This window comes from Streptomyces sp. NPDC058052 (assembly GCF_042885515.1).
Taxonomy (GTDB): domain Bacteria; phylum Actinomycetota; class Actinomycetes; order Streptomycetales; family Streptomycetaceae; genus Streptomyces.
In genome coordinates this window covers 294,844-319,914 of the sequence record NZ_JBHVRX010000002.1, presented here as the reverse complement: position 1 = coordinate 319,914, position 25,071 = coordinate 294,844, and the positions used below count along the sequence as shown (strand labels likewise).

Here is a 25,071-nt window from a genome sequence, read left to right as displayed (position 1 = left end):
GCCCAGGTTTCGGGAGTTTTACGTTGCGCACTGTTGAGAGCGCTCTCAAAACCGTTTCCGCGGTCTCCTCCGGGCCCCGCGGGACGATCCCCACACCCCTCCACCGAGCCAACGAGGTGCTGTACGTGTCAGCTCCCCGCTCCCGACCGGCCGCGTCGCTGGTCCTCACCGCCGCCCTGGCCGCGGCCGGTCTCGTACCGGCCGCCGCCGGTCCCGCCTCCGCAGCCACCGTCCCCGTGGGCGCGGGCGGATACTCCGACACCCGCCCCGCCGGAACCTCCGGCCCCACCACCAACACCGGCGCCCCCGTCACCCCCAAGGTGACCGCCGCCGCCAAGGACCGGCCCGTCCCCACCAACGACTGGTGGTCCTCGCTCGCCTTCCAGCGCTACGGCGACAACCCGTACTCCACGCCCATGTACGGGCACCCGCTCACCTACCAGGCCGTCGCCGGCGGCCTCCAGATCGGCTACCCCACCACCCCGGCGATCGTCGGCGACGGGCGCCAGTACGAGTTCGCCCACAAGGCCGACCTCACCCTCGGCCTCACCGGACTCAACGCGCCCGACACCAGGGCCGACGACTGGTCGGACTGGACCGTCACCCCCTACTGGTCCGACGGCGCCCGCACCCTGCGCACCACCATCGGCCACGGCCTGCCCTTCGTGTACGCCAAGGGCACCGGCGGCGACGCCCGGATCACCACCGCCGCCACCCCCACCGTCTTCGCCGACCAGGGCAACGTCCTCGGCATCACCGTCGGCGGCCACCACTACGCCCTCTTCTCGCCCAGCGGCACCGACTGGAACGTCTCCGGCACGACGGTGACCGCGGGCCTCGGCGGCAAGGACTACTTCTCCGTCGCCGTCCTGCCCTCCACCGACGCGCTCGCCACCTTCCGCAAGTACGCCTTCAGCTTCGTCACCGGCTCCCGTGTCACCTGGTCGTCCTCCGGCGGCAGGTCCAACGCCACGTACGCCCTCACCACCGAGGCGAAGGAGGGCACCGAGACCGGCACCCTCCAGGCGCTCTACCGCCACCAGTGGCTCAACACCACGGACGCCCTCACCCCGTACACGTACGTCTCCCCGCGCGGCACCATGAAGGTCCGCGAGAGCAGGACCTTCACCACCAGCCGCAACCAGGCCGCCGTCCTCCCCGGGCTGCCCGCCGGCGGCGGCGTCGACCAGGCGCGGCTGCGGACCTACCTCGCCGAGGTGGTGAACTCCGCCGACCCGTTCTCCGGCGCCACCGACACCTACTGGACCGGCAAGGCGCTCGGCAAGCTCGCCCAGCTCGTGCCGCTCGCCGAGCAGGTCGGGGACACCGCCCTGCGCGACCGGCTCCTCGGCCTGCTCAAGGGCCGGCTCCAGGACTGGTTCACCGCCGGCGGCGCGAACGAGTTCTCGTACGACCGCACCTGGAAGACCCTCACCGGCTACCCGGCCTCCTACGGCAGCGACACCGAGCTCAACGACCACCACTTCCACTACGGCTACTACGTGTACGCCGCCGCGATCGTCGCCCAGTACGACCAGGCGTGGGCCGCCGACTCGGCCTGGGGCGGCATGGTGAAGACCCTGGTCCGCGACGTCGCCAACCCCAGCCGCACCGACACGGCCTTCCCGTTCCTGCGCGGCTTCGACGTCTACGCCGGGCACAGCTGGGCCTCCGGCCACTCCGGCTTCGCCGCCGGCAACAACCAGGAGTCCTCCTCCGAGTCCACCAACCTGAGCGCCGCGCTCGTCCTGTGGGGCTCCGCCACCGGCGACACCGCCCTGCGCGACCTCGGCGGCTACCTCCTCGCCACCGAGTCCGACGCCATCGGCCAGTACTGGTTCGACGCCGACCAGCAGGTCTTCCCCGGCTCCTTCACCCACGACACCGTCGGCATGGTCTGGGGCAGCGGAGGCGCCTACTCCACCTGGTGGACGGCGAACCCGGAGGAGATCCACGGCATCAACACCCTGCCGGTGACCGCCGGAAACGCGCTGCACATGGGCGCCTACCCGGGCGCAATCCGCCGCAACCTGGCGGAGATGGAGCGGCAGAACGGCGGACCTGCCGTCGAATGGCGCGACATCCTCTGGGAGTTCGAGTCGCTCGCCGAACCGGCCCGCGCCAAGGGACGCTTCGACGCCACCGGCGGCAACTACACCCCCGAGGCCGGCGAGACCCGCGCCCACACCTACCACTGGCTGACCACGCTGGACGGGCTCGGCGCCCCCGACGCCTCCGTCACCGGCTCGATCCCCACCTCGGCCGTCTTCCTGAAGGGCACCGAGCGGACCTACGCCGCCCACAACCACGGCTCCGCCCCGGTCACCGTCACCTTCTCCGACGGCAAGTCCCTGACCGTCCCGGCCCGCTCCACCGCCACCGGCAAGGGCACCGGCACCATTCCCTGCGGCCAGCCCGGCGGCCCCGTCTGCCCCGAGCCGGGCAACGGCGACACCTTCCGGCTCAAGAGCGGCGGCCAGCTGACCACCGCCACGGACACCACCGCCGGCGCCGACACCATCGCGTCCGCAGGCGGCGCCAACCACGACGGCACCCCGTACCAGCCGCTCGTCTACGAGGCCCGGAACGTCACCGGCACCCTCACCCCGGGCGCCGCCACCGCCTTCCGCCTCGCCGTGGACGCGGGCACCTCCGTCGGCCTCGGCCAGCAGGCCCGCGTCAGCTACGACCTGACCGGCGACGGCAGTTTCGACCGCACGGAGACGTACCACTACTTCGCCACCGACCCGGTGTCCGGCTGGGAGCGCTACGACCAGACCCGCGGCCTGAAGTCCGCCACCGGCACCCTCGGCGACCTGCGCGGCGGCACCGTCCGCGTGGAGCTGTGGAGCGCCATCGGCAACGGCCCGGCCACCGTCAGGACCGGCACGGCGGACTCCGTGCTCGTCATCCCCTTCGACTGACCGGGTACGACCGAGCGGGTGCGCCGGGCCTCACGCCGAGGCCCGGCGCACCAGCGTCGTCGGAGTGATCAGCGGGTCCGGGGCCGAGGTCCCGGACCCGACGTCGTTCAGAAGCCTCATCAGCAGCCGGACCATCAGCCGGCCCATGCCCTCGATGTCCTGCCGGACCGTCGTCAGCGGCGGCTCCGTCCGCTCGGCGATCGACGCCACGTCGTCGAAGCCGACCACCGCCACGTCCTCCGGCACCCGCAGCCCGCGCTCCCGCAGCACCCGCAGGGCGCCCGAGGCCATCAGGTCGTTGGCGGCGAACACCCCGTCCACGTCCGGGCGCCGGTCCAGCAGCTCGGCCATCGTCCGGGCGCCGCTCTCGGCCGTGAAGTCCCCGTGGCACAGCAGGCCGGGGTCCGGGTCGCCGAGGGCGTCGCCGTACCCGAGGGCGCGGTCCACCGCGGAGGTCTGGTCGCGCGGACCGGCGAGGTGCGCCACGGCGCGGCAGCCCCGGTCGACGAGGAGCCGGACGGCCTCGCGGGCCCCGCCCCGGTTGTCGCAGTCCACGTACGGCATGTCCGGGCCGATCCCGTCGGTCGGCCGGCCGCCGAGCACCGTCGGGATCTTCGCCCGGCGCAGCACCCCCGCCAGCTCGTCCTCGTCGTGCAGCGAGAAGGCGAGGGCGCCGTCCACGTGACCGCCGCCGAGATAGCGGGCGATCCGCTCGTAGTCGCCCGGGCTCTCCACCCAGAGCAGTACCAACTGCGAGTCGTGGGCGGTCAGCTCACGGCTGATGCCGCGCACCTGCTCCTGGAAGAAGGGGTCGGAGAAGATCCGGAACTCCGGCTCCGCGATGACCACGGCCACGGCGCCGTTCCGCCGGGTGACCAGGGTGCGGGCCGCGAGATTGGGTACGTACCCGAGCTCCTCCACCGCCTGCCGCACCTTGTCGACCAGCGGGGCGCGCACCCCCGCGCCGCCGTTGACGACCCGGGAGGCCGTCGCCCGGGACACGCCCGCGAGTGCCGCGACGGCCTCCAGGGTCGGGCGGGCTCCCGTCGTCTGCTCGGCCACGTCGGGCCCCCTTCATCTGCTCCGGTCCGGGAGCGGGCGGCTGCCCGGACGGACCGCGTGATGTTCCGGGGCCAGGATATCCGTACCGGCGAGGAGCTTGAGAGCGCTCTCTGGAGTCCCGCGGGCTCAGTCCGGCGCGGGGGCGAAGGAGATCATCCGGGGCTGGCCGCGGGCGTCGTCGCCGCTGACGTGCCTGGGCATGGCGAGGATCCGTCCGCGGACGTGGAGGACGCGGCCGGAGAGGGTGCCGTACTCCGCCGCGGCGGCCGCCGCCGGGTGCCTCGTCAGCACCTTCTCCCGGCCGGCTCCCGCCCGGTCGAGGAGGAAGGTCCGGCCGGGCCGGCTCGGGGTGGCCGACTCGTACACGACGGTCCCGGACGCGGAGGACGAACCCACCGGCGTCAGGACCCTGCTGTCGTGGTTCCGGACGCCCCGGACGAGCTTCCCGGTCGCCAGGTCGTAGGCCCCGACGCGGTCCGTGCCGCCGACGTGGACCAGTCCGCCGGCGACGAGGATGCCCGGGCAGGGCTGGAGCCCCGCGTCCACGCCGGCGTTCGCGCAGTGCTCGAAGCCCTTCGCGCGGGGGTCGATGGTGCGGCGGTGCTCGCCGCGGGGGCCGAGGGCGACGATCCGCCAGTCGTCGGTGAGCCGGTCGTTGTCGATCGACGTGTACACCACCGGGTCGACGGAGACCATCCGCTCCACCGTCCGGCCGGCCGGGGTCCGGTGGCGCCAGCGCACGGTGCCGGTGCGGGGGTCGAGTTCGCGGAGCTGGGAGTAGGTCGCGCGGCGGTCGACGCCGGGCGCGCAGACGGCGGCGACGAGGAGCCGGCTGCCGCCGGCCACCTTGTCGGGGTGGCAGCGGCCCGGATTCTCGGCCGGGACGGCGTAGAGCCGGGAGCCGTCCGAGACGCGGAACGCCGTGGCGCCCATGCCCTCCGCGACCGCGAGGGTGTCCCCGCTGATCGCGGTGTCGACGACGAGGACGGGGGTGTCCCGGCCGGGGTCCCGCAGCAGCTCCTTCTTCCAGCCCGCTCGCCCGGTCCGCAGGTCGATCATCTGGAACCGGTCGCAGCGCGCGCCGCGCTGCGCGGTGCTCGTCGCGAGGACGACGACGATCCGGCCGTCCGGCGCCGGATTGTCCGGCACCTCGCAGACCGGGGTGGGCAGGGTCAGGTTCCAGACCTCGGCGCCGTCCGAGAGGCGGTAGGCGGTGACCTCGCGGTAGAGGGCCTGGACGACGGTGTCGCCGACGATCCAGGGGCCGTCGACCGGGACGGTGCGCCGGGGCAGGTCGGTGGAGTCCGAGGCGATCCAGGCGGTGGCCTCGCCGGGGCGGCGGGCCTCGGCGAGTTCCCGGGCGCCGGGGACGCCGGGCGGCGGGGGAGCGGGGGGAGCGGGCCGGGCGGAGGCCGCGCCGGAGGGCGGCGCGGTGGTCCGTCCGGCGGCGGCCGCGGACCGTCCGCGGTCGGGCACGTGTCCGTACCACCCGGCCCCCGCCACGGCCACGACGAGCAGGGCCAGGCCGACGGCGAGCGCGGTCAGTCCGCGGTCGCGCCGGGAGGGGCGCCCCGGCGGAGGCGGCTGCCCCGGTGGGTGCCAGGACGGCGGTGGGTACGACATCGGGAGTCCCCCTGTGGGTCACCGGTGGTTCCGAGCAATTTTCTAGAACAAGATTCTGTTTTGCCCGTAGCATAGCGACGCACACCGACGACACCGACGCGGGACCGGGGGAGACGATGACGCGCACGGGAACCGAACAGGGCGACCGCCAGAGACTGATGAGGGAGGCCGCGGCACGGGAGGGCCTCGGCGGGCACCGCGGCGGCCACGGCTCGACCGCCCCCGCGCGAAGCCGCGGCGCCCTCGGCGTCTCGATCCTCGCGGCCGTCCTCGCCGCGGCCGTCGCCGCCGCGCTCGCGACCGGCCACGGCCCCCTCGCGATCGTCCCCGGCCTCCCCCTGGCCCTCTGCGCCGTCTCGCTCCTGGGCCACCTCGTTTTCGGCGCCGGCACCGGCGACGCGCGCCTGGAGCAGTACGAGGGAGGGCTCGTCCTCCACCTCAAGGGCCGGATCCGGGTGGTCCGTTACGCCGACACGAAGATCCTCGACAACACGGTCCGCCGCACCCGGCACGGCCGGACCCTCTCCGTCACGCACTCCTTCGGCCTCACCGACACCGGGGGCCGCAACCTCGTCGTCGGCAGCGTCTTCGCCGGCGGCGACGTCTGGGGGCCGCTGCTGCGCCACGACGCCGCCCGCGCCCAGCTGCCCGGCGCCCTCGTCCGCCTCGACGCGGGCGAGCGGCTGGAGTTCGGCATCGTGTGGCTCACCGCCACCGACCTCGGCTCGGGCCGCGCCTGTGCCCCCTGGCACCTGATCAGCGAGGTCGAGATCGAGGACGGCACCCTCACCGTGCGCGCCGAGGGCCGGCGCGGCGCCCTGGTCGTCGCGCCCACCCGCTACACCCCCGACGTCTCCCTCCTGCTCGCCCTCACGGAGACCCTCCGCGCGGCGGGCCCCCGCCCGGCCCGCTGACGCGCCCGGGCGTCCTGACGGCGGGGAGCGCGGGCGCGGCACCGTCGTGTCGGGTCCCCGCCGTTCACCCATGGTGGTGGTCGCGGCCCGTACCGGGCCACGCCCCCTCCCGGGTGCGGCAGCGTGACCGTCATGAACGTCCGCCGCACCGTGCTCCCCCTGCTCGCCGCCCTCCTCGCCGGTGGTTGCGTCGCCCTGCCGGAGCCGTCCGCGCCCTCCGCCCCGCACGCCCCGGAGACCCGGCCGCCCGCCCTCGCGCCCGCCGCCCAGCGGCCCCCGTCGGCGCTGCCGGCCCCGCCCCCGGAACGGCCGGTGGAGGCGGAGCCCCGCGAGGAACTGGCGGAGGCGGAGGGGGAGACGCGCACGCCCGGGACCGGCGCCGGGACGGTGCCCGCGCGCGACTCCCGGGCAAGGACCGTTCCCGTACGGCCCCGGGACGGCGCCGTACGGACAGGACACGACGGCGGCGCGGGGGAAGGGGCCCGTTACGGCGGCGGGCCGGCGGGGCGGGAACAGGCACGGGACGGCGGCGCGGCCGCGGCGGCGCCCGCTCCCGCCCGCGAGCCGCGTACGACGGAACGCCGCCCGGCCGAGAAGCCGCGCCCGGCCCGGCTCCGCGCCGCGACCCCTCCTCGCGGGACCGCGCCCGCGTCCCGCCCGGCGGCGGCTGGGCAGGCCCCCGAGATGCGGGCGCTGTGCCGCGAGGCGCGGCGGATCGACGCCCCCATGGGCGCGGCGGACCTGTGCCGGAGCATGTACGGCCGCTGACGGCCCGTCGAAGCGACCCGGCCGCCCGGCCCGTCGAAGCGCCGCGTCCGACCGCTCCACGGGTCCCGGCCTCACTGCCGTCGAAGTGGCCCAGCCTCACGGGCCGTCAATGGACCAAGAGGTCCGGGCCACTTCGCCATAGCGTCGTGTCCATGGCGAACACCACCCCGGCGCACCCCACCGTCGCGACCCCCGGCCCGGCCCCCGCCCCCGGCCCGGCCCCCGCCCCCGGCTCCGCTCCCCGGGGCGCCGCGCCGTCCGCACCCCGCACCCTGCTCCTCGCCCAGCTGAGCAATTCCGTCGGCGACGGCGCCTTCTACGTGACCTCCGCGCTGTACTTCACCGGTGTCGTCGGGCTCTCCGCCGCGCAGGTCGGGGCCGGACTCGCCGTCGCCTGGGCGGTGGGTTCGCCGGCCGGGGTACCGCTCGGGGCGCTCGCCGACCGGCGCGGCCCGCGCGGCGTCTCCGTCCTCCTCGCGCTCGTGACGGCGGCGGCGGTCGCCTGCTTCCTCGTCATCGGCTCGTTCCCCGCCTTCCTCGCCGCCGCCATCGTCTACGCCTGCGCGCAGAGCGGCCTGGCCGCCGCCCGGCAGGCGCTGCTGGCCGGTCTGGTCGCGCCGGCCGGCCGGACCGCCGTCCTCGCCCGGCTCCAGGCCGTCCTGAACGCCGGACTCGCCGTCGGCGCGGCCCTCGGCGGCATCGCCCTGCACGCCGGCACCCGCGGCGCGTACCTCGCCGTCCTCGCCCTCGACGCGGCCGGCTTCCTGCTCTGCGCCCTGCTGCTCGCCCGGCTCCCGGCTCCGGCCCCCCGCGCCGCGTCCCCCTCCCGGGACGCCTCCGCCGCGGCCGTGCTGCGCGACCGCCCCTACGTGGTCCTCACGCTCCTCAACGCGCTGATGCTGCTGCGGATGCCGGTGCTGAGCCTGGCCCTGCCGCTGTGGATCGTGCAGCGGACGGCGGCGCCCGGCTGGACGGCCTCGGCGCTCTTCGTCCTCGACACCGTCGCCGTGACCCTCTTCCAGGTCCGTGCCGCCCGGTCGGTCACCGGCCTGGAGACGGCCGCCGGGGCGGTCCGGGGCGCGGGCGCCGTCATGCTCGCGGCCTGCGCCGTCTTCGCGCTGACCGCGCTCCCGGGGCTCGGCGCCGGCCCGGCCGTCGCGGTCCTCGTCCTCGGCGCCGTGCTCCTCGTCGTCGCCGAGATGCGGCACGCGGCCGGCTCCTGGCAGCTGGGCCTCGGCCTCGCGCCCGCCGACCGGGTCGGCCAGTACCAGGGCTTCTACGGCGCCGGAGTCCCCGTGGCACGGGCCCTCGGGCCCCTGGTCGTCACGACCCTCCTCATCGGCGGCGGCCCCGTCGGCTGGCTGCTGCTCGGCGGCGTCTTCGTCCTGGCCGCCGCGGCGACCGGCCCGGTCGCCCGCCGGGCGGCCCGGACCCGGAACGCGCACGCGTAGCCCCGCACCGGCGGACCGGGCCCGGTCGGCGGGTGGTCAGGTCCGCGGCCGGTCCTCCGTGAGCAGGGCGAACCCCGGCCGGTCGACGGGGACGCTCGCGGCGGCCAGGACCACCACACCGGTGCCGGAGCCGCGGTCCAGGCCGAGCCAGGAACGGAAGCCGCCGGTCCCGCCGTTGTGCATCGTGACCGACAGGTCCCTGAGCCGCACGGTGATCCACGCGGCGCCGATCCGCGTGCCCCCGCTGAACGAGGCGACCGGTTCGAGCGCGGCCGTCCCCGGCGCGGTGCCGTCGAGGAGCGCGGCGGTGAAGCGCGCCATGCTGCCGATGTCGGCCCGGATGCCGCCGGCCGGCCCCAGCGCCTCGCCCGTCCACGGCTCGCGCGGCCTGCCCCGCCGGGTCGTCCCCGCGAGAGCGCCCGGCCGCAGCCCGGAGGGGTCCGCCGGGAGGTAGAAGCGGTCCAGTCCGAGCGGCCCGCCGATCCGCTCGGCGACCAGTTCCGCGTACGAGGTCCCGGCGGCGGTCGCCAGCGCGTGCCCGAGGAGTTCGAATCCGAGGTTCGAGTAGCGGGGCCGCGGCGGCCCGAGCCGCACCGCACGCGTCTGGTCGATCAGCGCGGCGAGATCCTCCCCGTACGGATTGGTGCCGTGCCGCCACAGCGCGATCGTCCGCCGCCACGGCCGCGCGGAGCCCGGCACCCTCGGCAGCCCCGACCGGTGCGTGGCCAGCGCTCCCAGCGTCACTCCGCCGGCCGGCGCGTCCGCCAGCGGCAGCAGCGCCCCGAGCGGCGTCCCCGCCGTCACCTCCCCGCGCTCCAGCGCGTCCGCGTACAGCAGCCCCGTCACGCCCTTCGACACGGACCCGATCTCGTAGTCGGCCCCGAGCCCGGCCCCGACCGAGGCCGTCACCGTCCCCCCGGGCCCGACCACGGCCCCGGCGACCGGGAACCCCCCGCCCGTCAGCGCCCGCAGCCGCTCCGCCAGCCGCCCGTCACCCTGCCGCTCCCCATCCATGCGGTCACCCTAGGTCCTGCCCGTCCCACCCGGCCCGGCCATGCGTCCGGGCGCCCGGACGACGACCTCGCCCGTACCGGGTGCGCCGCCCTTCCAGGGGCGGACGGGGCCGGTGCGGCGGTGACCGGGGGAGCCGCCTCCCCGGCCTCCGGCCTGATGTGACCCACATCACGGATTCCGCTTTCCCTCTTTCCGTTATCCCCGTCCTCGGCCGAGGCTCTCCCAGGCGCAGGAAACTCCGGGAACGGGCGAGAGAAGGACGGACGGCGTGCAGCGGACCATGGGTGTGGATCAGACGACCGAGTGGATACGGGCGGCGCAGTACGGGGACCCCTGGGCGTGCGACCAGGTCCTCGGCGCCCATCGGCCGCTCGTGCACGCCCTGGTGTCCCGCGCCCTCGTCGCCCGCCCCTCCGTCGCCGCCGACACCGTCGTACGGGACACCCTGCGCCGCGCGCACGGCACCCTGCACACCCTGCCGTCCCCGGAGGCGTTCCGGCCCTGGCTCGTCGCGCTCGCCGTGGACACCACCCTCGGGCACGCCGCCGCCGGCCTCCACGAGGCCGGCGGATGGCTGGACGTGCAGGACGCGATGCTCGCCGCCCTCGGGTCGCTGGAGGACGAGGGGCTGCTCCTGCGGTACGAGACGGCCGCCGCGCTCCAGTGGACGCCGGAGGACACCGCGCTCCGCATGGAGACCGTGCGGACCCGCGTCGACGCGGCCCGGTCCGTCGGTGCCGCGCTGGCCCGGCGGCCCCGCTGCCCCCGGCTCCAGGAGCTGACCGCCGGATGGGACGGGCGGCCCGGTGCCGGGTGGCGCGACCACCTGGCCGCGCACACGAGCCACTGCGGGATGTGCGGCGGGAGGGAGCCCGCGGCGCCCGTGGCGCCCGCGTACGTGACGCCCGAGCCCTTCGAGGCCGGGGGCGAACTCCAGGACGGGCTTCCCGCCGGGGCCGAGGTCGAGGCCGGGGTCCAGGCGGGGCTTCCGGCCGGCGCCGGGGCCGGGGACGACGACGCGACGCGGGCGTACGACCTCGGCGGGCTCGCCGCCGTCCCCGCCGGACGGCGCGGGACGCGGGCGGACCGCCGCCGGCGGCGCCAGGTCGAGGAGCGGACCCGGCGCAGGGCCGCCGTCGCGGCCGGGATCGCGGTGGTCGCCGTGACGGGCGGGGCGTTCTCGATGTACGGCGGGCGCGGCGGGCAGGAGGAGCTGCTGGAGGCGAACCGCGCCGTCGTCCCCGGCCCCGACGTGCCGCTCACCCACGACCCGGACTCCCTCTCGGCCACGCCCGCCACCGTCGGCGCGACGCCCTCCGCCACCCCGTCCGCCCGGGCCACCACCTCCGCCACGCCCGGCACCACCGCCAAGAAGACCCCCTCCGCGCGCCCGACCACGGCGACCCCCACCCCGCAGCGCAGCACCGCGGTCCCGGCCCCCACCCTGCCGCGGAAGACCGCCACCCCCACGGCCGCCCCGGAGCCCACCCGGACGACGGCGAAGCCGACGGCCGACACCGATCCGGCCCCCGGCGGCGGCGCGCAGAACGACGCCGGCCAGGGCTCGGCGGCGGACCAGGTGCTCTCCCTCGTCAACGCCGAACGCGCCAAGGCGGGCTGCGGGCCGCTCACCGCGAACGCCACCCTCGCGCGCGCCGCGCAGGGCCACTCCGACGACATGGCCGCCCGGGACTTCTTCGACCACACCAACCCCGACGGCGACGGCCCGGGGGAGCGCGTCACGGCCGCCGGCTACCCCTGGTCCACCTACGGCGAGAACATCGCCATGGGCCAGAGCACGCCCGAGCAGGTCATGGAGGGGTGGATGAACAGCCCCGGCCACCGCGCGAACATCCTCAACTGCGACTTCAAGGAGCTCGGCGTCGGCGTCCAGAACGACGGCGGCCCCTACTGGACCCAGGTGTTCGGCGCCCGCTGAGGCGCCAGGGCCGGCCGGCGGTCCGTCGCCGCGATCGGGCCGGCCTGCGGTCCTCGCCGGGATCGGGCCGGCCGGCGGTCCGTGGCCGTGAGCGGGGCGGTCAGCGGTCCGTCGCCGCGATCAGGGCGGACAGTTCGACCCGGGAGCGGATCTGGAGCCGGGCGTACACCCCGCGCAGGTGGTGGTCGACCGTCCGGGGGCTCAGCGACAGGCGGGCGGCGACCTCCTGGTTCGTGGCCCCGTCCGCGACGAGCCGGGCGATCCGCTGCTGCTGCGGGGTGAGATCCGCCAGCGCGGAGGGCTCCGGCAGTCGTGCGGCCGGGGCGCCCGTCGCCCGGAGTTCGGCACGGGCCTGCCGCGCCCACCCCTCGGCGGCGGCCCGCTCGAAGGTGACCAGCGCGTCGCGCAGCGGGCCCCGCGCCTCGCCGGGACGCCGCCGGCGGCGCAGCCAGGTCCCGTACGCGAAGAGGGTGCGGGCCCGTTCGAAGTCGTTGCCGCCGTCCTCGTGGCGCCGCAGGGCCTCGCCGAACCAGCGGCTCGTCTCCTCGCCGCGCGGTGCCAGCAGAGCCCGGCAGCGGGCCAGTTGGGCGGGGGCCGGGCGGTCGATCCCGAACCCGGCCCACCGGGCGTACTCCTCCGTCGCCGCCCGGGCCTCCGCCGCGCGCCCCGACGCCACCGCCGCCTCCACGAAGCACGGCACGGCCAGCATCCGGAGCGCGAAATGCCCGCCGCGCGGTCCCGGGCCGACCAGCGGGGCGAGACGCGCGGCCGCCTGGGCGGCGAGGCCGACGCCCAACTCGGCTCGGGCCAGAGCCCATTCGGCGAGCGTCACCGCCTGGGCGAGCCCGTGCGGGCGCCCGATCGCCAGCGCCCGTCCCGCGTGCTCCGCGACGGACGGCCCGTCGCCCGTCACCGACGCCACGAGCGCCAGCACCGCGTGCTGGTGGGCCGCGGAGTTCAGCTGGCCGGTGGCGCGGGCCGCGCGCAGGCCCTCCCCGGCGGCGTGCCCGGCCCGGGCGTACCGTCCGGCCCGCAGTTCGGCGTACGCGAGGTGTTCGAGGATCCGGGGCAGCAGCGAGGCCCGCTGTTCGGCCCGCGCCCGCGCCAGCGCCCGCCCGTGCAGCCGCGCCGCCGCCGCGACGTCCCCGAGCACCAGCGCGGCCGATCCCGCCCGCAGCAGCAGCCGCGGCTCCTCCCGCACCGCGCCGACCGCGACCACCGAGGCGAGCGGGGTGCGCGCCTGGTCCGGGCGGACCGTGAGCGCCGCCCGCAGCCCATCGGCGAAGGCCCGCTCGGTGCCCGGCACGGCCGGTGCCAGGTCGAGCGCGGCGAGGCAGGCGCCGACGTCCCCCGCCGCCCACCCGGCCTCCATCGCGAGGAAGCGCGCGTCCGCCGCCTCGGCCGGCTCCCGGTCCCGCAGCGCCTTCGCCGCCTGGAGGAACGCCTCGTGCGCGTCCATGACCGGCCCGCCCGCGAGCGCCGCGAACCCGCGCGTCAGCAGGGCCCGCCCCCGTGCCGCCGCGGAGCGCGCCCGCACGGCCGGCGGGGGCCCGAGCCGGTCGGCCCGGTGCCGCTCGTGACGGTCGGGGACGGCGGTCGGGGCGGGGGGACCCACGCGGTCGCGGGGGCGGCCAGGCGTCCCGTCCCGGCCCGGGGCGTGCCCTGGCAGCCGCGCCCGGTCCTGCCCCGGTGCCCGCCTCTCGTCCTGTCCCCGCTCCCGCTCTCGTCCCCGCTCCCGTACCTGTTCCTCGCTCCGCGTCCGCTCCGTGGTCCGGCTCCGGTTCCGGTCCTCCTCCCGTGGGCCGGCCCGGTCGCCGTGGCGGGACGCCGCCGCGCGGCGCAGGAACGGGTCGGGGAAGGCGAGCGCGTCGCCCCGGCGGTGCAGCAGGCCGGCCGCCACCAGGCCGTCGAGGGTCTCGGTCGGCACGCGAAGGGACCGGGCGCGGGCCAGGGCCGTGCCCACGTCCGTGCGGTCGGGGTCCCCGGGCACCGGGCCCGGCGCGTCCGGCGTACCGCAGGCCCGGGCCACCACGCCCAGCAGCCGGCGCCCGTCCACCGGGAGCGCGCCGAGCAGCCCGCCGTACACCGCGCCCAGGACGCCGTCGTCCACCAGCCTCCCCGGCCAGGGCGCCGTTCCGGCGAGCACGGCGGGCGCGAGCCGGCGGACGGTCTCGGCCAGGACGCCCGGGTGCCCGCCCGCCTCGTCGAGGAGCCGCTCGGCCACGGCGGTTCCGGCGCGCCCTCCGCCCACGTCGTGCAGCAGGGCGCGGGCGCTCGCCCGGCCCAGACGCGGCAGCCGGACCAGCGGGGCGCGGTCCGGGGCGGGCAGCGGGCGGCCGGGCGCGGACGCCACGAGCCAGCCGACGCGGCCCGCGCCTCGCGCGCCGGGCGCCCGCCAGTGCGCGGCGAACGCGGCCCGCGAGTGCGCGTCCCACAACGGGAAGTCGTCGAGGCAGAGCAGGACCGGCCCCCGGCCGGGGAGACAGGTGGCGAGCGCCGCCGCGATCCCGTCCGGGCCCCGGGCCAGCCGGGCGGCCCGGCAGGCCGCCGCCCCGGAGACGGACAGCGCGGCGAACAGCGCCCGCGCCCCGCTCCACGGCACGTGCCGGTGTGGCGCGCCGACCACCCACGCCGCGCCCGGGAAGTCCCGGGCCGCCCGGGCCAGCAGCACGGAACGCCCCTCGCCGGGGCCGCCGGCCACGCACACCACCCGCTCGGCCCCGAGCGGCACGGACGTCGGGGACAACAGCTGCGAGACGGCGGCGAGTTCGGCCTCCCGGCCGTACAGCACGGGCCCGGTGTCGGCGGTCACGCCCGTCACGCTAACGGGCCCGGCGAGGGGCGGGAACGGAGCGGCACGGGAGTCTGGGCCGGAGCCCAGCCCCCCGTACGACGTGCTGTGCCCGCGCACAGCACGGTCAGGACCCGTCCGGACCCGATCGGGAACCGTCAGGACCCGAGCGGGCACGTGCCCCGGTACTCGTCGATCGTCAGGCTCGGCCGCGGCAGCGGGCAGAGGAACTGCTCGTACCGGGTGTCGTCGTCGACGAAGCGCTTCAGCCAGGCGAGGCTGTACTTGGCGATCGTCGTGTTCGACGTGTTGGGCGTGAAGTGCGTGGCGCCGTTCAGCTCCAGGTACGCCTTGTCGAGGTCCGCGGGCAGGCTCTCGTAGAACGGCTCCGAATGGGTGGCGACGGGCGCGACCGTGTCGCCGTCGGCGCCGATGACCAGCGTCGGCGTGCGGAGCTCGGGCCAGGTCTTGTCCGTGTTCCAGCCGGTGAGCGGCACGGCGGCCTTCAGGCCCGGCCGGCTCTTCGCCGCTTCGAGCGTGCCGCCACCGCCCATCGAGTGCCCCATCACGCCGAGCCGCGAGGCGTCCACGCGGTCCCGCACCGGGCTCTTCTGGGTGAGGTGGTCGAGCGCGGCGAGGAGCTGGCGGCCCCGGCTGTCGGGCTGGTCGAGGGTGGTGAGCGTGTCGATGACGAAGACGACGAAGCCCTGCGACGCCAGCCGCGGCCCGAGCCAGGCGACCGACGACTGCGTGGCGGTGAACCCGGGCGAGATGGCCACCGCGCCGAACGTGCCGTCGCTCGTGCTCGTCGGGTAGTAGATGGTGCCGCCGCCGAACCCGGTGGCGGCGAGCGAGGAGACGGAGCTCTGCGCGACCGCGTACGGGCCGCGCAGCGCCTCGACGCTCGTCTCGGTGGGCGCGGGACCGCGCTGGTACGGATTGCCGGCCGCTGCTCCGGCGCCCGGGGCGAGGAGCAGCGCGAGGCCGGCGGCGACGGCGGAGGCCGCGGCAAGGGATCGCTTCACGACGAAGTCGTCCTCTCGTGTCGTGGTACGGCCGCCCCGTGGGGAGGGCGGACCGCTGCCGTGGGACGGCCCCGCCACTGTGGAGCCGTCCCGTACCGCCGTCATCGGCACAATCACCGGCCCCGCGCCCCGCGCCCCGCGAGAAGCGCCCCGGCCGGAGCCCGGCCCCCGATCGGGTGGGCGCACGCGCGCCACCGGTCCCCGGACTGCCGCGCCGCCTGGCTTCGAGGACGCCGCCGCCCGAGGCCCCGCCGACGGGCTCCGGGGGCCCCTCCGACGGGCCCCGGGTCTGTCGCGGCACCATGGGAGGAGGCCCAGGGGCCCGCTCCGGGCCGGGGAGCGGGTCCGTGCGAGACTGCGGGCCTCACCGCCCCTCACTCGATCGGCCGACTGGAGACCCGATGTCCGTACGTTCCCGGTCCGCCGCGTCGCCGGAGCTGCTCCTGCGGCACGGGGCCGAGGCGCCGGCCGGCGCGGTGCTGCTGCTGCACGGCGGGCGGGCCGACGGGCTCGAAGCGCCGCCGTTCCTCAATCTGCCCGCCCTGCGGATGCGGCCCTTCGCCGAGGCCGTGCGGCGTGCGGCGAGCGGCCGGGCGGTCCTGGTGGCCGAGGCCCGCTACCGGCACCGGGGCTGGAACGGGGAGCGCGCCGACGCCGCCCGGGACGCCGAGACCGCGCTGGCCGCCCTGCGCGCCCGCTTCGGGGAACTGCCGGTCGTCCTCGTCGGCCACTCGATGGGAGGCCGGGCCGCCCTCGCCGTCGCCGGGGACCCGGCGGTCCGGGGCGTCGTCGCCCTCGCGCCCTGGTGCCCGCGGGGCGAGCCGGTCGCCCACCTCGCGGGCCGCCGCCTGCACCTCCTCCACGACGAGACGGACCGGGTGACCGCGGCCCGCGACTCGTGGGAGTTCGTCCGCCGTGCCCAGGAGGCCGGGGCGGACGCCACCGGCGTCCCCATGCCGACCGGAGGCCACGCCATGCTGCGCGGCGCCGCCCTCTGGCACCGGCGGGCCGCGGAACTGGCCCTGGAGACCCTGGCGTCCGAGCCCTCCTGACGAGGGGGCGCCGGACGCCCGCACCTCACCCGGCAGCACGCCCAGGAGGACCCGCTCGATTCGCGGGAGCGGGCATATCGGGCAAGGATCGGGCGGAGAGGGGGCGTGTGACGACGTCCCCGCGCGGTCGCGAGGCCGGCCCCGCCGCCCCGCGCGTGTCCGAGGAGGCGTCAGTGTCGGAACTCATCGTGATCGGGTACGAGGACCGTGCCGCCGCCGAGGAAGCCCTCGGCACGGTGCAGGACCTCCAGCGCGACCAGGTGGTGGTCCTCAACGGGCTCGCTGTCGTCTCCGTGGACGCGGAGGGACGCACCCATGTCGACACGTCGAACCGGGTCGTCGGTGTCACGGCCGCGACGGGTGCCCTCTGGGGCACCATCTTCGGCATCCTCTTCCTGGCCCCGGCGGTCGGCGCCCTCACCGGCGCCGCGCTCGGCGGGCTCGTCGGCCGGCTGAGCAAGTCCGGCATCGACGACCGGTTCCGGCAGCAGGTCGGCGACCTGCTGCGGCCGGACACCGCCGCCGTCGTGATCATGGCCGCGAAGCTCACCGAGGACAAGTTCACCGCGGCGATGCAGCGCCACGGCGGCACCCTCCTGAAGACGTCCCTCAGCGACGCGGACGAGAAGGAGCTGGCCGAGCAGCTCGCCGGCCCCGCGTGACCCTTCGCGCCCGCCGCCCCTCCCGCCCGCCCCGATACCTCCCGTCCCCTCCCGTTCCTCCCACCGGTGCCCGACCGGCCCCACAGGAAGGCCCTCCCCATGGACCCCGTGCTCAGCAGTGAGCTGCTCGCGAAGCTGCGCCGGCCCCGGCCGTACCCGGCCGTCTCGCTGGTGATGCCGACGCACCGCCGCGAACCGGACAACGCCCAGGACCCGGTGCGCCTGCGCAACCTGCTCTCCGAGGCGGAGAAGGCGCTCACCGGCGATCCGGACGTGCCGCGCGAGCGGCGGCTCGACATCCTCGACCAGCTGACCCGCGCCGCCGCCGAGGTGGACCTCGCGCACGCCGAGGACGGCCTCGTCATCTACGCCGCGCAGGGCGAGCACCAGGTGTGGTCGCTGCCCAGGACCGTGCCCGAGCGGGTGGTCCTCTCGGACACCTTCCTCACACGGAACCTGGTCGCCGCCCGCGCCGCCGAACAGCCCTACTGGGCCCTCGCCGTCGCCGCCGACCGGGTCTCGCTGTGGAGCGGCGACCCGGAGCGGGCCACCGAGGCCGACCGGGACGGCTTCCCGTCGACCCGCAGCCTGGAGGACCCCGACGCCGAGCGCAAGGAGCGTATCGGCGACCTCCCCAGCACCTTCCAGGACGAGGCCACCCGGCAGTTCCTGCGCGAGGCGCACGAGAAGCTGCGGGCCGTCCTCGCCGCCGAGCCGCGCCCCCTGTACGTCCTCGGCTCCGCCGAGGCGCTCGCGCTCCTGGAGGACCTGGGCCCGCTCGCCCCCGACACCGTGACCGTCCCGCACGGCGGTCTCGCCGACGCCCCGGCCGCCGCGGTCCACGCCGCCGTCGAACCCGCCCGCGCCGCCCGCGCGGCGGCCGCCGTGACGGCGCTCTCCGCCGAGCTCGACGCGGCGCGCGGCCGCCGCGAGTTCGCCGGCGGCATCGACGAGGTGTGGCGGGCGGCCAAGGAGGGCCGGGCCCGGCTCGTCGCCGTCGAGGACGACTACCGGACGGTCGTGCGCGAGGAGGGCGACCACCTGGAGCCGGCCGAGGCGGGCGACCCCGGGGCCCGGGACGACATGGTCGACGAGATCGTCGAGCGGGCCCTGGACACGGGGGCCGAGGTGCGGTTCGTGCCCGGCGGAACCCTCGACGGCCAGGGACGCATCGCCGCCGTCCTCCGCTACTGACGACCGCCGCCGGCGGCGCGCGCCACCGGGCCGGGACCCCCGCACCGGGGGGCCCGGCCCGTGTGCGTCCCGCCCCCTCCGCGTCCGCGCCGCCCTCCGGGCCCCTGCCCTCCGCGTCCCGGCCCGTGCGCGCTCCGGTCCGCTGTATACGCTGGTCGGGTGGCCAGTGGACAGGGGAAGCGGGACGTGTCGGACACGCGGGACGGCGACGGCGGTACGGCGGGCGGCGGGGACGTCGGCCTCCAGCGGTTCGCCGTCGCGCTGCGCCGTACCCTCGGCGAGGTCAACCGCGTGGCCCACGGCTTCGCCGCCGACCAGCGGCTGCACCCCACCGACGTCCAGGCCCTGTCCTTCGTCCTCGACCACGAGGGCCCCGTCACCCCCGGTCTGCTCCGCACCCACCTGGGGCTGACGTCGGGTGCCGTCACCGCGTGCCTCGACCGGCTGGAGAAGGCGGGGCACATCCGGCGGACCCGTGAGAGCGCCGACCGCCGGGTCGTGCACGTCGAGTACGCCGACGGGGCCAAGGCCGTCGCCCGTGACCACTTCCGGCCGCTGGCCGAGGCGACCGAGAAGGCCCGGGAGCGCTTCGACGCCGACGAACTCGGCACCGTGCTGCGGTTCCTGGAGGCGCTCAACGCGGAGCTGGCCGAACTGCGCGTGCCCCGGCGCTGAGGGACCCGCCGCCACCGCGCCGCCCCGCGTCCGGGCGCCGCCCGTCCCGTGCTCCGGCCGCCCGGGCCGCCGGGGTCAGCCCCCGTCCACCCGGAAGGCGAGGAGCGCCGTGTCGTCGCGGTGGTCCGAGAGGCCCTGGAGGATGCGGAGGAGATCGGGGAGGGACCGGCGGCGGCAGAGCGTGGACTCGGCGGCCAGGCGGCGCTGGCCCTCGTCGATGGGCGCGGACGGGGTCTCGATGAGGCCGTCGGTGTAGAGGAGGAGGGTGTCGCCGGGGCGCAGGACGTGGACGTGGGTCGTGCGCGGGAGGTCCGAGGCCACGCAGAGCGGCGGGTCCGCCGCGCCGGGGAGGTACGCGGCGTCCCCGTCGGCCGGGGCGAGCAGCGGTGGTGGGTGGCCGGCGCTGGTCCAGCGCAGCGTCCACGAGCCGGCGGCGTCCCGGCGGAGGGTCGCGTGCAGGGCGGTGGCCAGCGGGGCCGTGGCCAGGCCGGCGGAGACCTGGTCGAGGCGGGCCAGCACCTCGTCCGGTGCGGCCTCCGGGCCGCCCGCGTAGGCCAGGGCCCGCAGCATGCTGCGCATCTGTCCCATCGCGGTGGCCGCCGTCAGGTCGTGGCCGGCCACGTCCCCGATGCCGAGGACGAGCGTGCCGTCCGGCAGGGTGAAGGCGTCGTACCAGTCGCCGCCGATCTCCCCGCTGGAGCTGGCCGGCTGGTAGCGCGCGGCCAGCGTCCCGCCCGGGACCGGCGGCGGCTCCGTCAGGTGGGCCCGCTGGAGCCCCAGGGCCGTGCGCCGGGCCTGCTGGAGGTCCAGGACCTTCCGGATGGGGCGCTGGGCGTGGTGCAGCACCTCCCGGAGGAGTTCGGTCTCGGCCGGTCCGGGGATCGGGGTGTCGCCGTTGCTGCTGGTGGCGGCGTATCCGAGGACGAGGTCGTCGACGATCAGCGGGACGAGGGTGAGGCTGGTGGCCCCCGAGGCGGTCAGCCAGCGTTCGCTGACCGTGGGGATCAGTCCGGGCGGCACGGGGTCGCCGGGCTCCAGCCGGTAGGTGACCGGCTCGCGCCCGTTCAGCACCTCGCGGACCGCCGGCGTCACCGCCACCCGCTGGCCGCGCAGCGCGGGCGGGGCGGGCAGTCCGGGCCGGGTCGCCGACGCGATCCGCCGGGCGGTCACCCCGGCGTGCTCCGGCAGCGGCCATTCGTCGTGCGACAGCAGCAGGATCAGGCAGGCGTCGGTGAGTTCCGGCACCACGACCTTCACCACCTCGGCGAACGCCTCCGGCAGGCTCGCCCCCGACACGGCGGCGACCTGCGCGAGGAGCCGCTCGCGCAGCCGCGTGCCCCAGGCGTCCTCGACGTCGGCGGTCGCGGCGACCCACTCGGTGATCCGTCCGTCCCGCAGCACCGGCACGGAACGGGTGGACAGGTGCCGGTACGAGCCGTCCCCGGCCCGCACCCGGAAGATCGCCTCGAAGACGCCGGGCCGCTCGCCGTCCCGCGCCGCGCGCCGCCACGCGGCGGTCAGCGTCTCCCGGTCGCGCGGGTGGATGTGCGGGTACCAGCCCTCGTCCGCGCGCGGGTGCCAGGGCGATCCGGTCAGCTGCTCCCAGCCGGGGACCAGTTCCTCCATGGTCCCGTCGGCGCCCATCACCCACACCATCTGCGAGACGGCGGAGACCAGCGCCTCGTACCGCTGGAGCGTCTGGGTCTCCGCGGTGGTGTCCATGGCGAGGACGAGGATCCCGGGGCCCTGCCCGGTGGTGACCGGGCTGCACGAGTAGACGAAGTGCCGGGCCTGACCGGGGGCCCCGGGGTCGGTCCGCCGTTCGCCGACGACCTGCCGGGCGCGGCCGGTGGCCCGGACGGAGTCGAGCACGGCCAGGAAGCGGTGGCCGTCCGGGTCCGGGAAGGCGGCGTGGGCGGGCAGGCCGAGCCGGCGGGCGCCGAAGAGCCGGGTGAACGCGGAGTTCGTGTAGAGCAGCCGGCCGTCGGGACCGGCGAGCACGGCGACGGCGGCGACGGTGCCGTCGAACATGCGCGGGTCGACGGGCGGCCCCGCGCCGGTGTCCGGCCCGTTCCGGGACCCGTCCGGCCGGGGCCCGCCGGGCCCTCCCGTGCGCTCGCCGCCCTTCACGTACCCATCATCGCGGCGCGGGCGGATCCCGGCCCGCCGCGGTGCCGCCGGACGGCGGTGCCACGGCACGGTTGACGCGCGTATACCCGACGGGCCAGGCTTCCTCCCGACAGGCGCTCTATGACAGATGCATGACACACCATGTCCCCGCTGTACGTGCCCGCCGAGGTGGAGGCCCGCCCCATGTCCCCGCACACCCGCGCTCCCGGTCCGCTCGTTCCCGCCGCGTCCCCCGTGGCCAGACTCCTGCTCGCCCTCGTCCTGCTGGTCGCCGGTCTCACCGGCGTCGTCGCCGGCGCGAGCCCCGCCCGCGCCGACGGCTGTTACACCTGGTCGCGGACCCTCTCCCAGGGCGCGACCGGAGCCGACGTCACCCAGCTCCAGATCCGCGTCGCCGGCTACCCCGGCTACGGAGCCGTCCTCGGCATCGACGGCTCCTACGGCCCGGCGACCGCCGCCGCCGTGAAGCGCTTCCAGTCCGCCTACGGCCTCGCCGCCGACGGCGTCGCCGGACCCGCGACCTTCAGCAAGCTCTACGCGCTCCAGGACGACGACTGCACCCCGATCCACTTCACCTACGCCGAGCTGAACAACTGCAACTCCACCTGGGCGGGCGGTGCCGTCAGCGCCGCCACCGCCAAGTCCAACGCCCTGCGCACCATGTGGAAGCTGGAGGCCCTCCGGCACGCCCTCGGTGACGAGCCCCTCCGGGTGACCAGCGGCTTCCGCAGCACCGCCTGCAACGACGCGGTGGGCGGCGCCTCCTCCAGCCGGCACCTCTACGGCGACGCCGCCGACCTGGGCGCCGGCCCGCATTCCCTCTGCCGCCTGGCCCAGCAGGCCCGCAACCACGGCTTCAACGGCATCCTCGGCCCGGGCTACCCCGGCCACTCCGACCACGCCCACGTCGACCACCGTCCCTCCCGCTACTGGTCCGCCTCCTCCTGCGGCATCTGACGCCTCAGCACTCCGGCCCGGCCACGCGGACGCGCGGCCGGGCCGGAGTGTGCGGAGCGGTGGAGCCACGTTCAGTACGTGACCCCCACATGGGCCAGTGCCTGCTTCAGGAGGACGCCGTGGCCTCCGGGCATCTCGCTCTGGACGGCGGGGGAGGCGGCTTCGTGGGGGCTGAACCAGACGAGGTCGAGGGCGTCCTGGCGGGGGCGGCAGTCGCCGCTCACCGGCACGATGTAGGCGAGGGAGACCGCGTGCTGGCGCGGGTCGTGGAAGGGCGTGATGCCCGCGGTCGGGAAGTACTCCGCGACCGTGAAGGGCTGGAGCGAGGCCGGCACGCGCGGGAGCGCCACCGGGCCGAGGTCCTTCTCCAGGTGCCGCAGAAGGGCGTCCCGGACGCGCTCGTGGTGCATGACGCGTCCGGAGACGAGGGTGCGGTTGATCGTTCCGTCGGCGCCGATGCGGAGCAGCAGTCCGATGCTCGTGACTTCGCCGCTGTCGTCCACCCGTACGGGAATCGCGTCGACGTACAGGATCGGCATCCGGGCGCGGGCCGTGTCCAGCTCGTCCGAGGTCATCCAGCCGGGCGTGGTCTCAGTCATGTCAGACATCGCCTGATCATACTTTCCGCCACGACCGCTCCGCTGTGATTCCGGCATCCGCCGTTCGGGTGGCTCCGCGCGCCGGGGCCGGTCACTTGACCGAACCGGCCATCACCCCCTGCACGAAGTGCTTCTGGAAGGCGAAGAACACCACCAGCGGCACGGCCAGGGAGAGGAACGCCCCCGGCGCGAGGACCCCGATGTTGCTGCCGAACTGCCGCATCTGCGACTGGAGCGCCACCGTCAGCGGCTGGGACTCGCCGTCGGCGAAGAGCAGGGCGACCAGCATGTCGTTCCAGACCCACAGGAACTGGAAGATCGCCAGGCTCGCCAGCGCCGGCCGCCCCAGCGGCAGCACGAGCCGCCGGAAGATGCGCCATTCGCCGCCGCCGTCGAGCCGCGCCGCCTCCAGCATCTCGCGCGGGATCTCCGCGAAGAAGTTCCGCAGCAGGAAGACGCCGAACGGCAGCCCGTACGCCACGTGGAAGAGGACCACCCCCGCCACCGTCCCGAACAGGCCCACGGCGCCGAAGAGTTTGGCCACCGGGAGCAGCCCGATCTGCACCGGGACCACCAGCAGGCCGACCACCACCAGGAAGAGCGCGTCCCGGCCCGGGAACTCCAGCCAGGCGAAGGCGTATCCGGCGAGGGCCGCCACCCCGACGACGAGGACGGTGGTGGGCACCGAGATCAGGACGGTGTTCCAGAACGCCTGGACGAGCCCCGAATCCTCCAGCAGGACGCGGTAGTTGTCGAGGGACAGCTGCGACGGCTCGACCAGCGAGGTCCACCAGCCGTCCGAGGCGTTGTCCCGCTCGTCGCGGAGCGAGGAGAGCAGCAGCCCCGCCAGCGGCGTGATCCAGACGAGGGCGACCAGGACGAGCAGCGACTGCACCGCCGTGCTCCCGAGCCACCGGGTGACGCGCGTGGGCCTGTTCATGAGCCGCCGCCCTTCCGGAACCGCCGGATGTTGAAGACCATCGCCGGGACGACGAGCAGGAGCAGCAGCACGCTCAGGGCGCTGCCGAGCCCCTGGTCGTTGCCGCCGCCGAAGGAGACCAGCCACATGCGGGTGGCCAGCACGTTCGCCTCCTCCTGCACCGGGCCCGGGGCGATCACGTACACGAGGTCGAAGACCTTCATCACGTTGATGACCAGGGTCACGAAGACGACGGTGAGCACCGGGGCGAGCAGGGGGACGGTGATCCGGCGGAAGATCTGCCGTTCGTTCGCCCCGTCCACCCGGGCCGCCTCCAGGACGTCCAGGGGGAGGGCGGCGAGCCCGGCTCCGATCAGCACCATGGAGAAGCCGGTCCACACCCACAGGTAGGCGCCGATGATCGCCGGCGTGACGAGCGCCGGGCCGAGCCAGTCGACCCCGCCGTACCCGGCGGCGAAGTTGCCGGCCGGCACGCGCAGCCGGTACGTGCCGTCGCCGAGGCCGTCGAACCGGAAGGTGCCGTCGGCGGCCGTACGCGCGGTGGCGACCGTCCTGCCGTCCCGGACGGCCTCGACCGTCATCCCGGGCAGCCCCTTCTCCGGCCCGTCCACCACCCCGGGCCGGCCGCCGGTGCCGGGCGTGAAGTCGAGGTAGACCGTCCCGGTCAGCGCGTCCGGTGCCGGGGCCGGTGCCCGCGCCGGTTCCGCCCGCCCGGGGACGGCCCCGGGAGCGACGCCCACGAAGGGCAGGACGGCGACGGAGCCGGGCCGGAGCGCGCCGGTGGTGTATCCGCCGGCCGGCCCGCCGGCCAGGCCCTCGCCCTCGCGGGCGCGGGCGGTCGGATAGGGGGCCGGCTCCTCGAAGGCGTCGTGGACGCCGACCACCACCGCGTTGAGGACGCCCCGGCCGGGGTCCTGTTCGTACGCCAGCCGGAAGACGATGCCCGCGGCGAGGAACGACACGGCCATCGGCAGGAACAGCACCAGCTTGAACGCGGTCGCCCAGCGGACCCGCTCGGTCAGCACTGCCAGCAGGAGGCCGAGGCCGGTGAGCAGGACGGGGGCGACCACCACCCAGATCGCGCTGTTGCGGAGCGCCTTCAGGGTGGCCGGGTCCCGGATCATCTCGACGTAGTTGGCGACGCCGACGAACCGCTCCCCGCCCGCGTCGAACAGGCTGCGGCCGACGGAGAAGACGACCGGGTAGGCGACGAGCGCGCCGAGGAGCAGGAGCGCGGGCAGGGCGAAGGCGGCGCCGAGGAGCCGCCTCCTGCGCAGGGCGCGGCGCCGCGGGTCCACCGCGGCGCGCGCCTTCGGCTGCCGGTCCCTCGCGGACTGACGGTCCATGGGGG

The 25,071-nt window shown here is 76.5% G+C and carries 19 protein-coding genes; 10 read left to right on the top strand and 9 right to left on the bottom strand.

Annotated features, from left to right (window positions below; genetic code table 11):
* Positions 1–125 precede the first annotated feature (125 nt).
* Positions 126–2,924, top strand: a complete 2,799-nt coding sequence (locus tag ACFVU3_RS04035) for a glycosyl hydrolase (RefSeq protein ID WP_390063427.1) — start codon at positions 126–128, stop codon at positions 2,922–2,924.
* Between the two features lie 30 nt (positions 2,925–2,954).
* Here the strand turns inward: ACFVU3_RS04035 and ACFVU3_RS04030 are convergent, their stop codons facing one another.
* Positions 2,955–3,986: a LacI family DNA-binding transcriptional regulator gene (locus ACFVU3_RS04030; protein ID WP_390063425.1), complete on the bottom strand. Its 1,032-nt coding sequence runs from the start codon at positions 3,984–3,986 to the stop codon at positions 2,955–2,957.
* A 126-nt stretch (positions 3,987–4,112) separates the two neighbouring features.
* Positions 4,113–5,609 (bottom strand): PQQ-binding-like beta-propeller repeat protein, encoded by a 1,497-nt coding sequence (locus ACFVU3_RS04025; protein ID WP_390063423.1) that lies wholly within the window; start codon positions 5,607–5,609, stop codon positions 4,113–4,115.
* A 116-nt stretch (positions 5,610–5,725) separates the two neighbouring features.
* On the opposite strand from ACFVU3_RS04025, the gene ACFVU3_RS04020 reads away from it, so the two are divergent.
* The 3 genes from ACFVU3_RS04020 to ACFVU3_RS04010 all read left to right on the top strand — a co-directional run bounded on the left by ACFVU3_RS04020 (position 5,726) and on the right by ACFVU3_RS04010 (position 8,742).
* Positions 5,726–6,523 carry a DUF6585 family protein gene (locus tag ACFVU3_RS04020; RefSeq protein ID WP_390063421.1) on the top strand — a complete coding sequence of 266 codons (798 nt, stop codon included), beginning with the start codon at positions 5,726–5,728 and terminating at the stop codon, positions 6,521–6,523.
* Between the two features lie 132 nt (positions 6,524–6,655).
* On the top strand, positions 6,656–7,291 hold the full coding sequence (locus tag ACFVU3_RS04015) for a hypothetical protein (RefSeq protein ID WP_390063419.1): 636 nt from the start codon (positions 6,656–6,658) through the stop codon (positions 7,289–7,291).
* Positions 7,292–7,443: 152 nt separating this feature from the next.
* Positions 7,444–8,742 carry an MFS transporter gene (locus tag ACFVU3_RS04010; protein WP_390063417.1) on the top strand — a complete coding sequence of 433 codons (1,299 nt, stop codon included), beginning with the start codon at positions 7,444–7,446 and terminating at the stop codon, positions 8,740–8,742.
* Between the two features lie 36 nt (positions 8,743–8,778).
* Here ACFVU3_RS04010 and ACFVU3_RS04005 read toward each other — a convergent pair whose 3' ends face one another.
* Complete coding sequence (locus ACFVU3_RS04005) at positions 8,779–9,756, bottom strand: serine hydrolase domain-containing protein (RefSeq protein WP_390063416.1); 978 nt, start codon at positions 9,754–9,756, stop codon at positions 8,779–8,781.
* Between the two features lie 286 nt (positions 9,757–10,042).
* Between ACFVU3_RS04005 and ACFVU3_RS04000 the strand changes: the two genes are divergently transcribed.
* Positions 10,043–11,695, top strand: a complete 1,653-nt coding sequence (locus tag ACFVU3_RS04000; RefSeq protein ID WP_390063414.1) for a CAP domain-containing protein — start codon at positions 10,043–10,045, stop codon at positions 11,693–11,695.
* A 100-nt stretch (positions 11,696–11,795) separates the two neighbouring features.
* Here ACFVU3_RS04000 and ACFVU3_RS03995 read toward each other — a convergent pair whose 3' ends face one another.
* A complete protein-coding gene (locus tag ACFVU3_RS03995; protein ID WP_390063413.1) occupies positions 11,796–14,507 on the bottom strand; it encodes a LuxR C-terminal-related transcriptional regulator in 2,712 nt (903 codons plus the stop codon).
* Positions 14,508–14,644: 137 nt separating this feature from the next.
* Positions 14,645–15,616 carry an alpha/beta hydrolase family protein gene (locus tag ACFVU3_RS03990; RefSeq protein WP_390063412.1) on the bottom strand — a complete coding sequence of 324 codons (972 nt, stop codon included), beginning with the start codon at positions 15,614–15,616 and terminating at the stop codon, positions 14,645–14,647.
* 296 nt (positions 15,617–15,912) lie between these two features.
* On the opposite strand from ACFVU3_RS03990, the gene ACFVU3_RS03985 reads away from it, so the two are divergent.
* The 4 genes from ACFVU3_RS03985 (at position 15,913) to ACFVU3_RS03970 (ending at position 19,094) form a co-directional block, all read left to right on the top strand.
* Complete coding sequence (locus ACFVU3_RS03985) at positions 15,913–16,563, top strand: alpha/beta hydrolase (protein WP_390063410.1); 651 nt, start codon at positions 15,913–15,915, stop codon at positions 16,561–16,563.
* A 173-nt stretch (positions 16,564–16,736) separates the two neighbouring features.
* Positions 16,737–17,225 carry a DUF1269 domain-containing protein gene (locus tag ACFVU3_RS03980; RefSeq protein WP_390063408.1) on the top strand — a complete coding sequence of 163 codons (489 nt, stop codon included), beginning with the start codon at positions 16,737–16,739 and terminating at the stop codon, positions 17,223–17,225.
* A 99-nt stretch (positions 17,226–17,324) separates the two neighbouring features.
* Positions 17,325–18,419, top strand: coding sequence for a chemotaxis protein (locus ACFVU3_RS03975; RefSeq protein ID WP_390063406.1), 1,095 nt, complete (start codon positions 17,325–17,327; stop codon positions 18,417–18,419).
* A 186-nt stretch (positions 18,420–18,605) separates the two neighbouring features.
* Complete coding sequence (locus tag ACFVU3_RS03970) at positions 18,606–19,094, top strand: MarR family winged helix-turn-helix transcriptional regulator (protein WP_390063661.1); 489 nt, start codon at positions 18,606–18,608, stop codon at positions 19,092–19,094.
* A 75-nt stretch (positions 19,095–19,169) separates the two neighbouring features.
* Here the strand turns inward: ACFVU3_RS03970 and ACFVU3_RS03965 are convergent, their stop codons facing one another.
* Positions 19,170–21,224, bottom strand: a complete 2,055-nt coding sequence (locus ACFVU3_RS03965; RefSeq protein WP_390063405.1) for a SpoIIE family protein phosphatase — start codon at positions 21,222–21,224, stop codon at positions 19,170–19,172.
* 183 nt (positions 21,225–21,407) lie between these two features.
* Here ACFVU3_RS03965 and ACFVU3_RS03960 point away from each other — a divergent pair, with 183 nt between their 5' ends.
* Positions 21,408–22,181 (top strand): D-Ala-D-Ala carboxypeptidase family metallohydrolase, encoded by a 774-nt coding sequence (locus ACFVU3_RS03960; RefSeq protein WP_390063660.1) that lies wholly within the window; start codon positions 21,408–21,410, stop codon positions 22,179–22,181.
* A 71-nt stretch (positions 22,182–22,252) separates the two neighbouring features.
* Here ACFVU3_RS03960 and ACFVU3_RS03955 read toward each other — a convergent pair whose 3' ends face one another.
* The 3 genes from ACFVU3_RS03955 to ACFVU3_RS03945 form a co-directional block, all read right to left on the bottom strand.
* Positions 22,253–22,789: an NUDIX hydrolase family protein gene (locus ACFVU3_RS03955; protein ID WP_390063403.1), complete on the bottom strand. Its 537-nt coding sequence runs from the start codon at positions 22,787–22,789 to the stop codon at positions 22,253–22,255.
* An 82-nt stretch (positions 22,790–22,871) separates the two neighbouring features.
* Entirely contained in the window at positions 22,872–23,720 is an 849-nt protein-coding gene (locus ACFVU3_RS03950; protein WP_390063402.1) for a carbohydrate ABC transporter permease, read from the bottom strand.
* The gene (locus ACFVU3_RS03945) at positions 23,717–25,066 is read right to left on the bottom strand and encodes an ABC transporter permease subunit (RefSeq protein ID WP_390063401.1); all 1,350 of its coding nucleotides are present in this window, start codon (positions 25,064–25,066) and stop codon (positions 23,717–23,719) included. The genes ACFVU3_RS03950 and ACFVU3_RS03945 overlap by 4 nt, the downstream gene beginning before the upstream one ends.
* Between the last annotated feature and the right edge of the window lie 5 nt (positions 25,067–25,071).

Coding starts and splice junctions, on each gene's coding strand:
- ACFVU3_RS03945 (WP_390063401.1), bottom strand. CDS start 25,066: ATGGACCGTCAGTCCGCGAGGGACCGGCAGCCGAAGGCGCGCGCCGCG.
- ACFVU3_RS03990 (WP_390063412.1), bottom strand. CDS start 15,616: ATGACGGCGGTACGGGACGGCTCCACAGTGGCGGGGCCGTCCCACGGC.
- ACFVU3_RS04020 (WP_390063421.1), top strand. CDS start 5,726: ATGACGCGCACGGGAACCGAACAGGGCGACCGCCAGAGACTGATGAGG.
- ACFVU3_RS03975 (WP_390063406.1), top strand. CDS start 17,325: ATGGACCCCGTGCTCAGCAGTGAGCTGCTCGCGAAGCTGCGCCGGCCC.
- ACFVU3_RS03955 (WP_390063403.1), bottom strand. CDS start 22,789: ATGTCTGACATGACTGAGACCACGCCCGGCTGGATGACCTCGGACGAG.
- ACFVU3_RS04015 (WP_390063419.1), top strand. CDS start 6,656: ATGAACGTCCGCCGCACCGTGCTCCCCCTGCTCGCCGCCCTCCTCGCC.
- ACFVU3_RS03960 (WP_390063660.1), top strand. CDS start 21,408: ATGTCCCCGCACACCCGCGCTCCCGGTCCGCTCGTTCCCGCCGCGTCC.
- ACFVU3_RS04010 (WP_390063417.1), top strand. CDS start 7,444: ATGGCGAACACCACCCCGGCGCACCCCACCGTCGCGACCCCCGGCCCG.
- ACFVU3_RS04025 (WP_390063423.1), bottom strand. CDS start 5,609: ATGTCGTACCCACCGCCGTCCTGGCACCCACCGGGGCAGCCGCCTCCG.
- ACFVU3_RS03985 (WP_390063410.1), top strand. CDS start 15,913: ATGTCCGTACGTTCCCGGTCCGCCGCGTCGCCGGAGCTGCTCCTGCGG.
- ACFVU3_RS03950 (WP_390063402.1), bottom strand. CDS start 23,720: ATGAACAGGCCCACGCGCGTCACCCGGTGGCTCGGGAGCACGGCGGTG.
- ACFVU3_RS04005 (WP_390063416.1), bottom strand. CDS start 9,756: ATGGATGGGGAGCGGCAGGGTGACGGGCGGCTGGCGGAGCGGCTGCGG.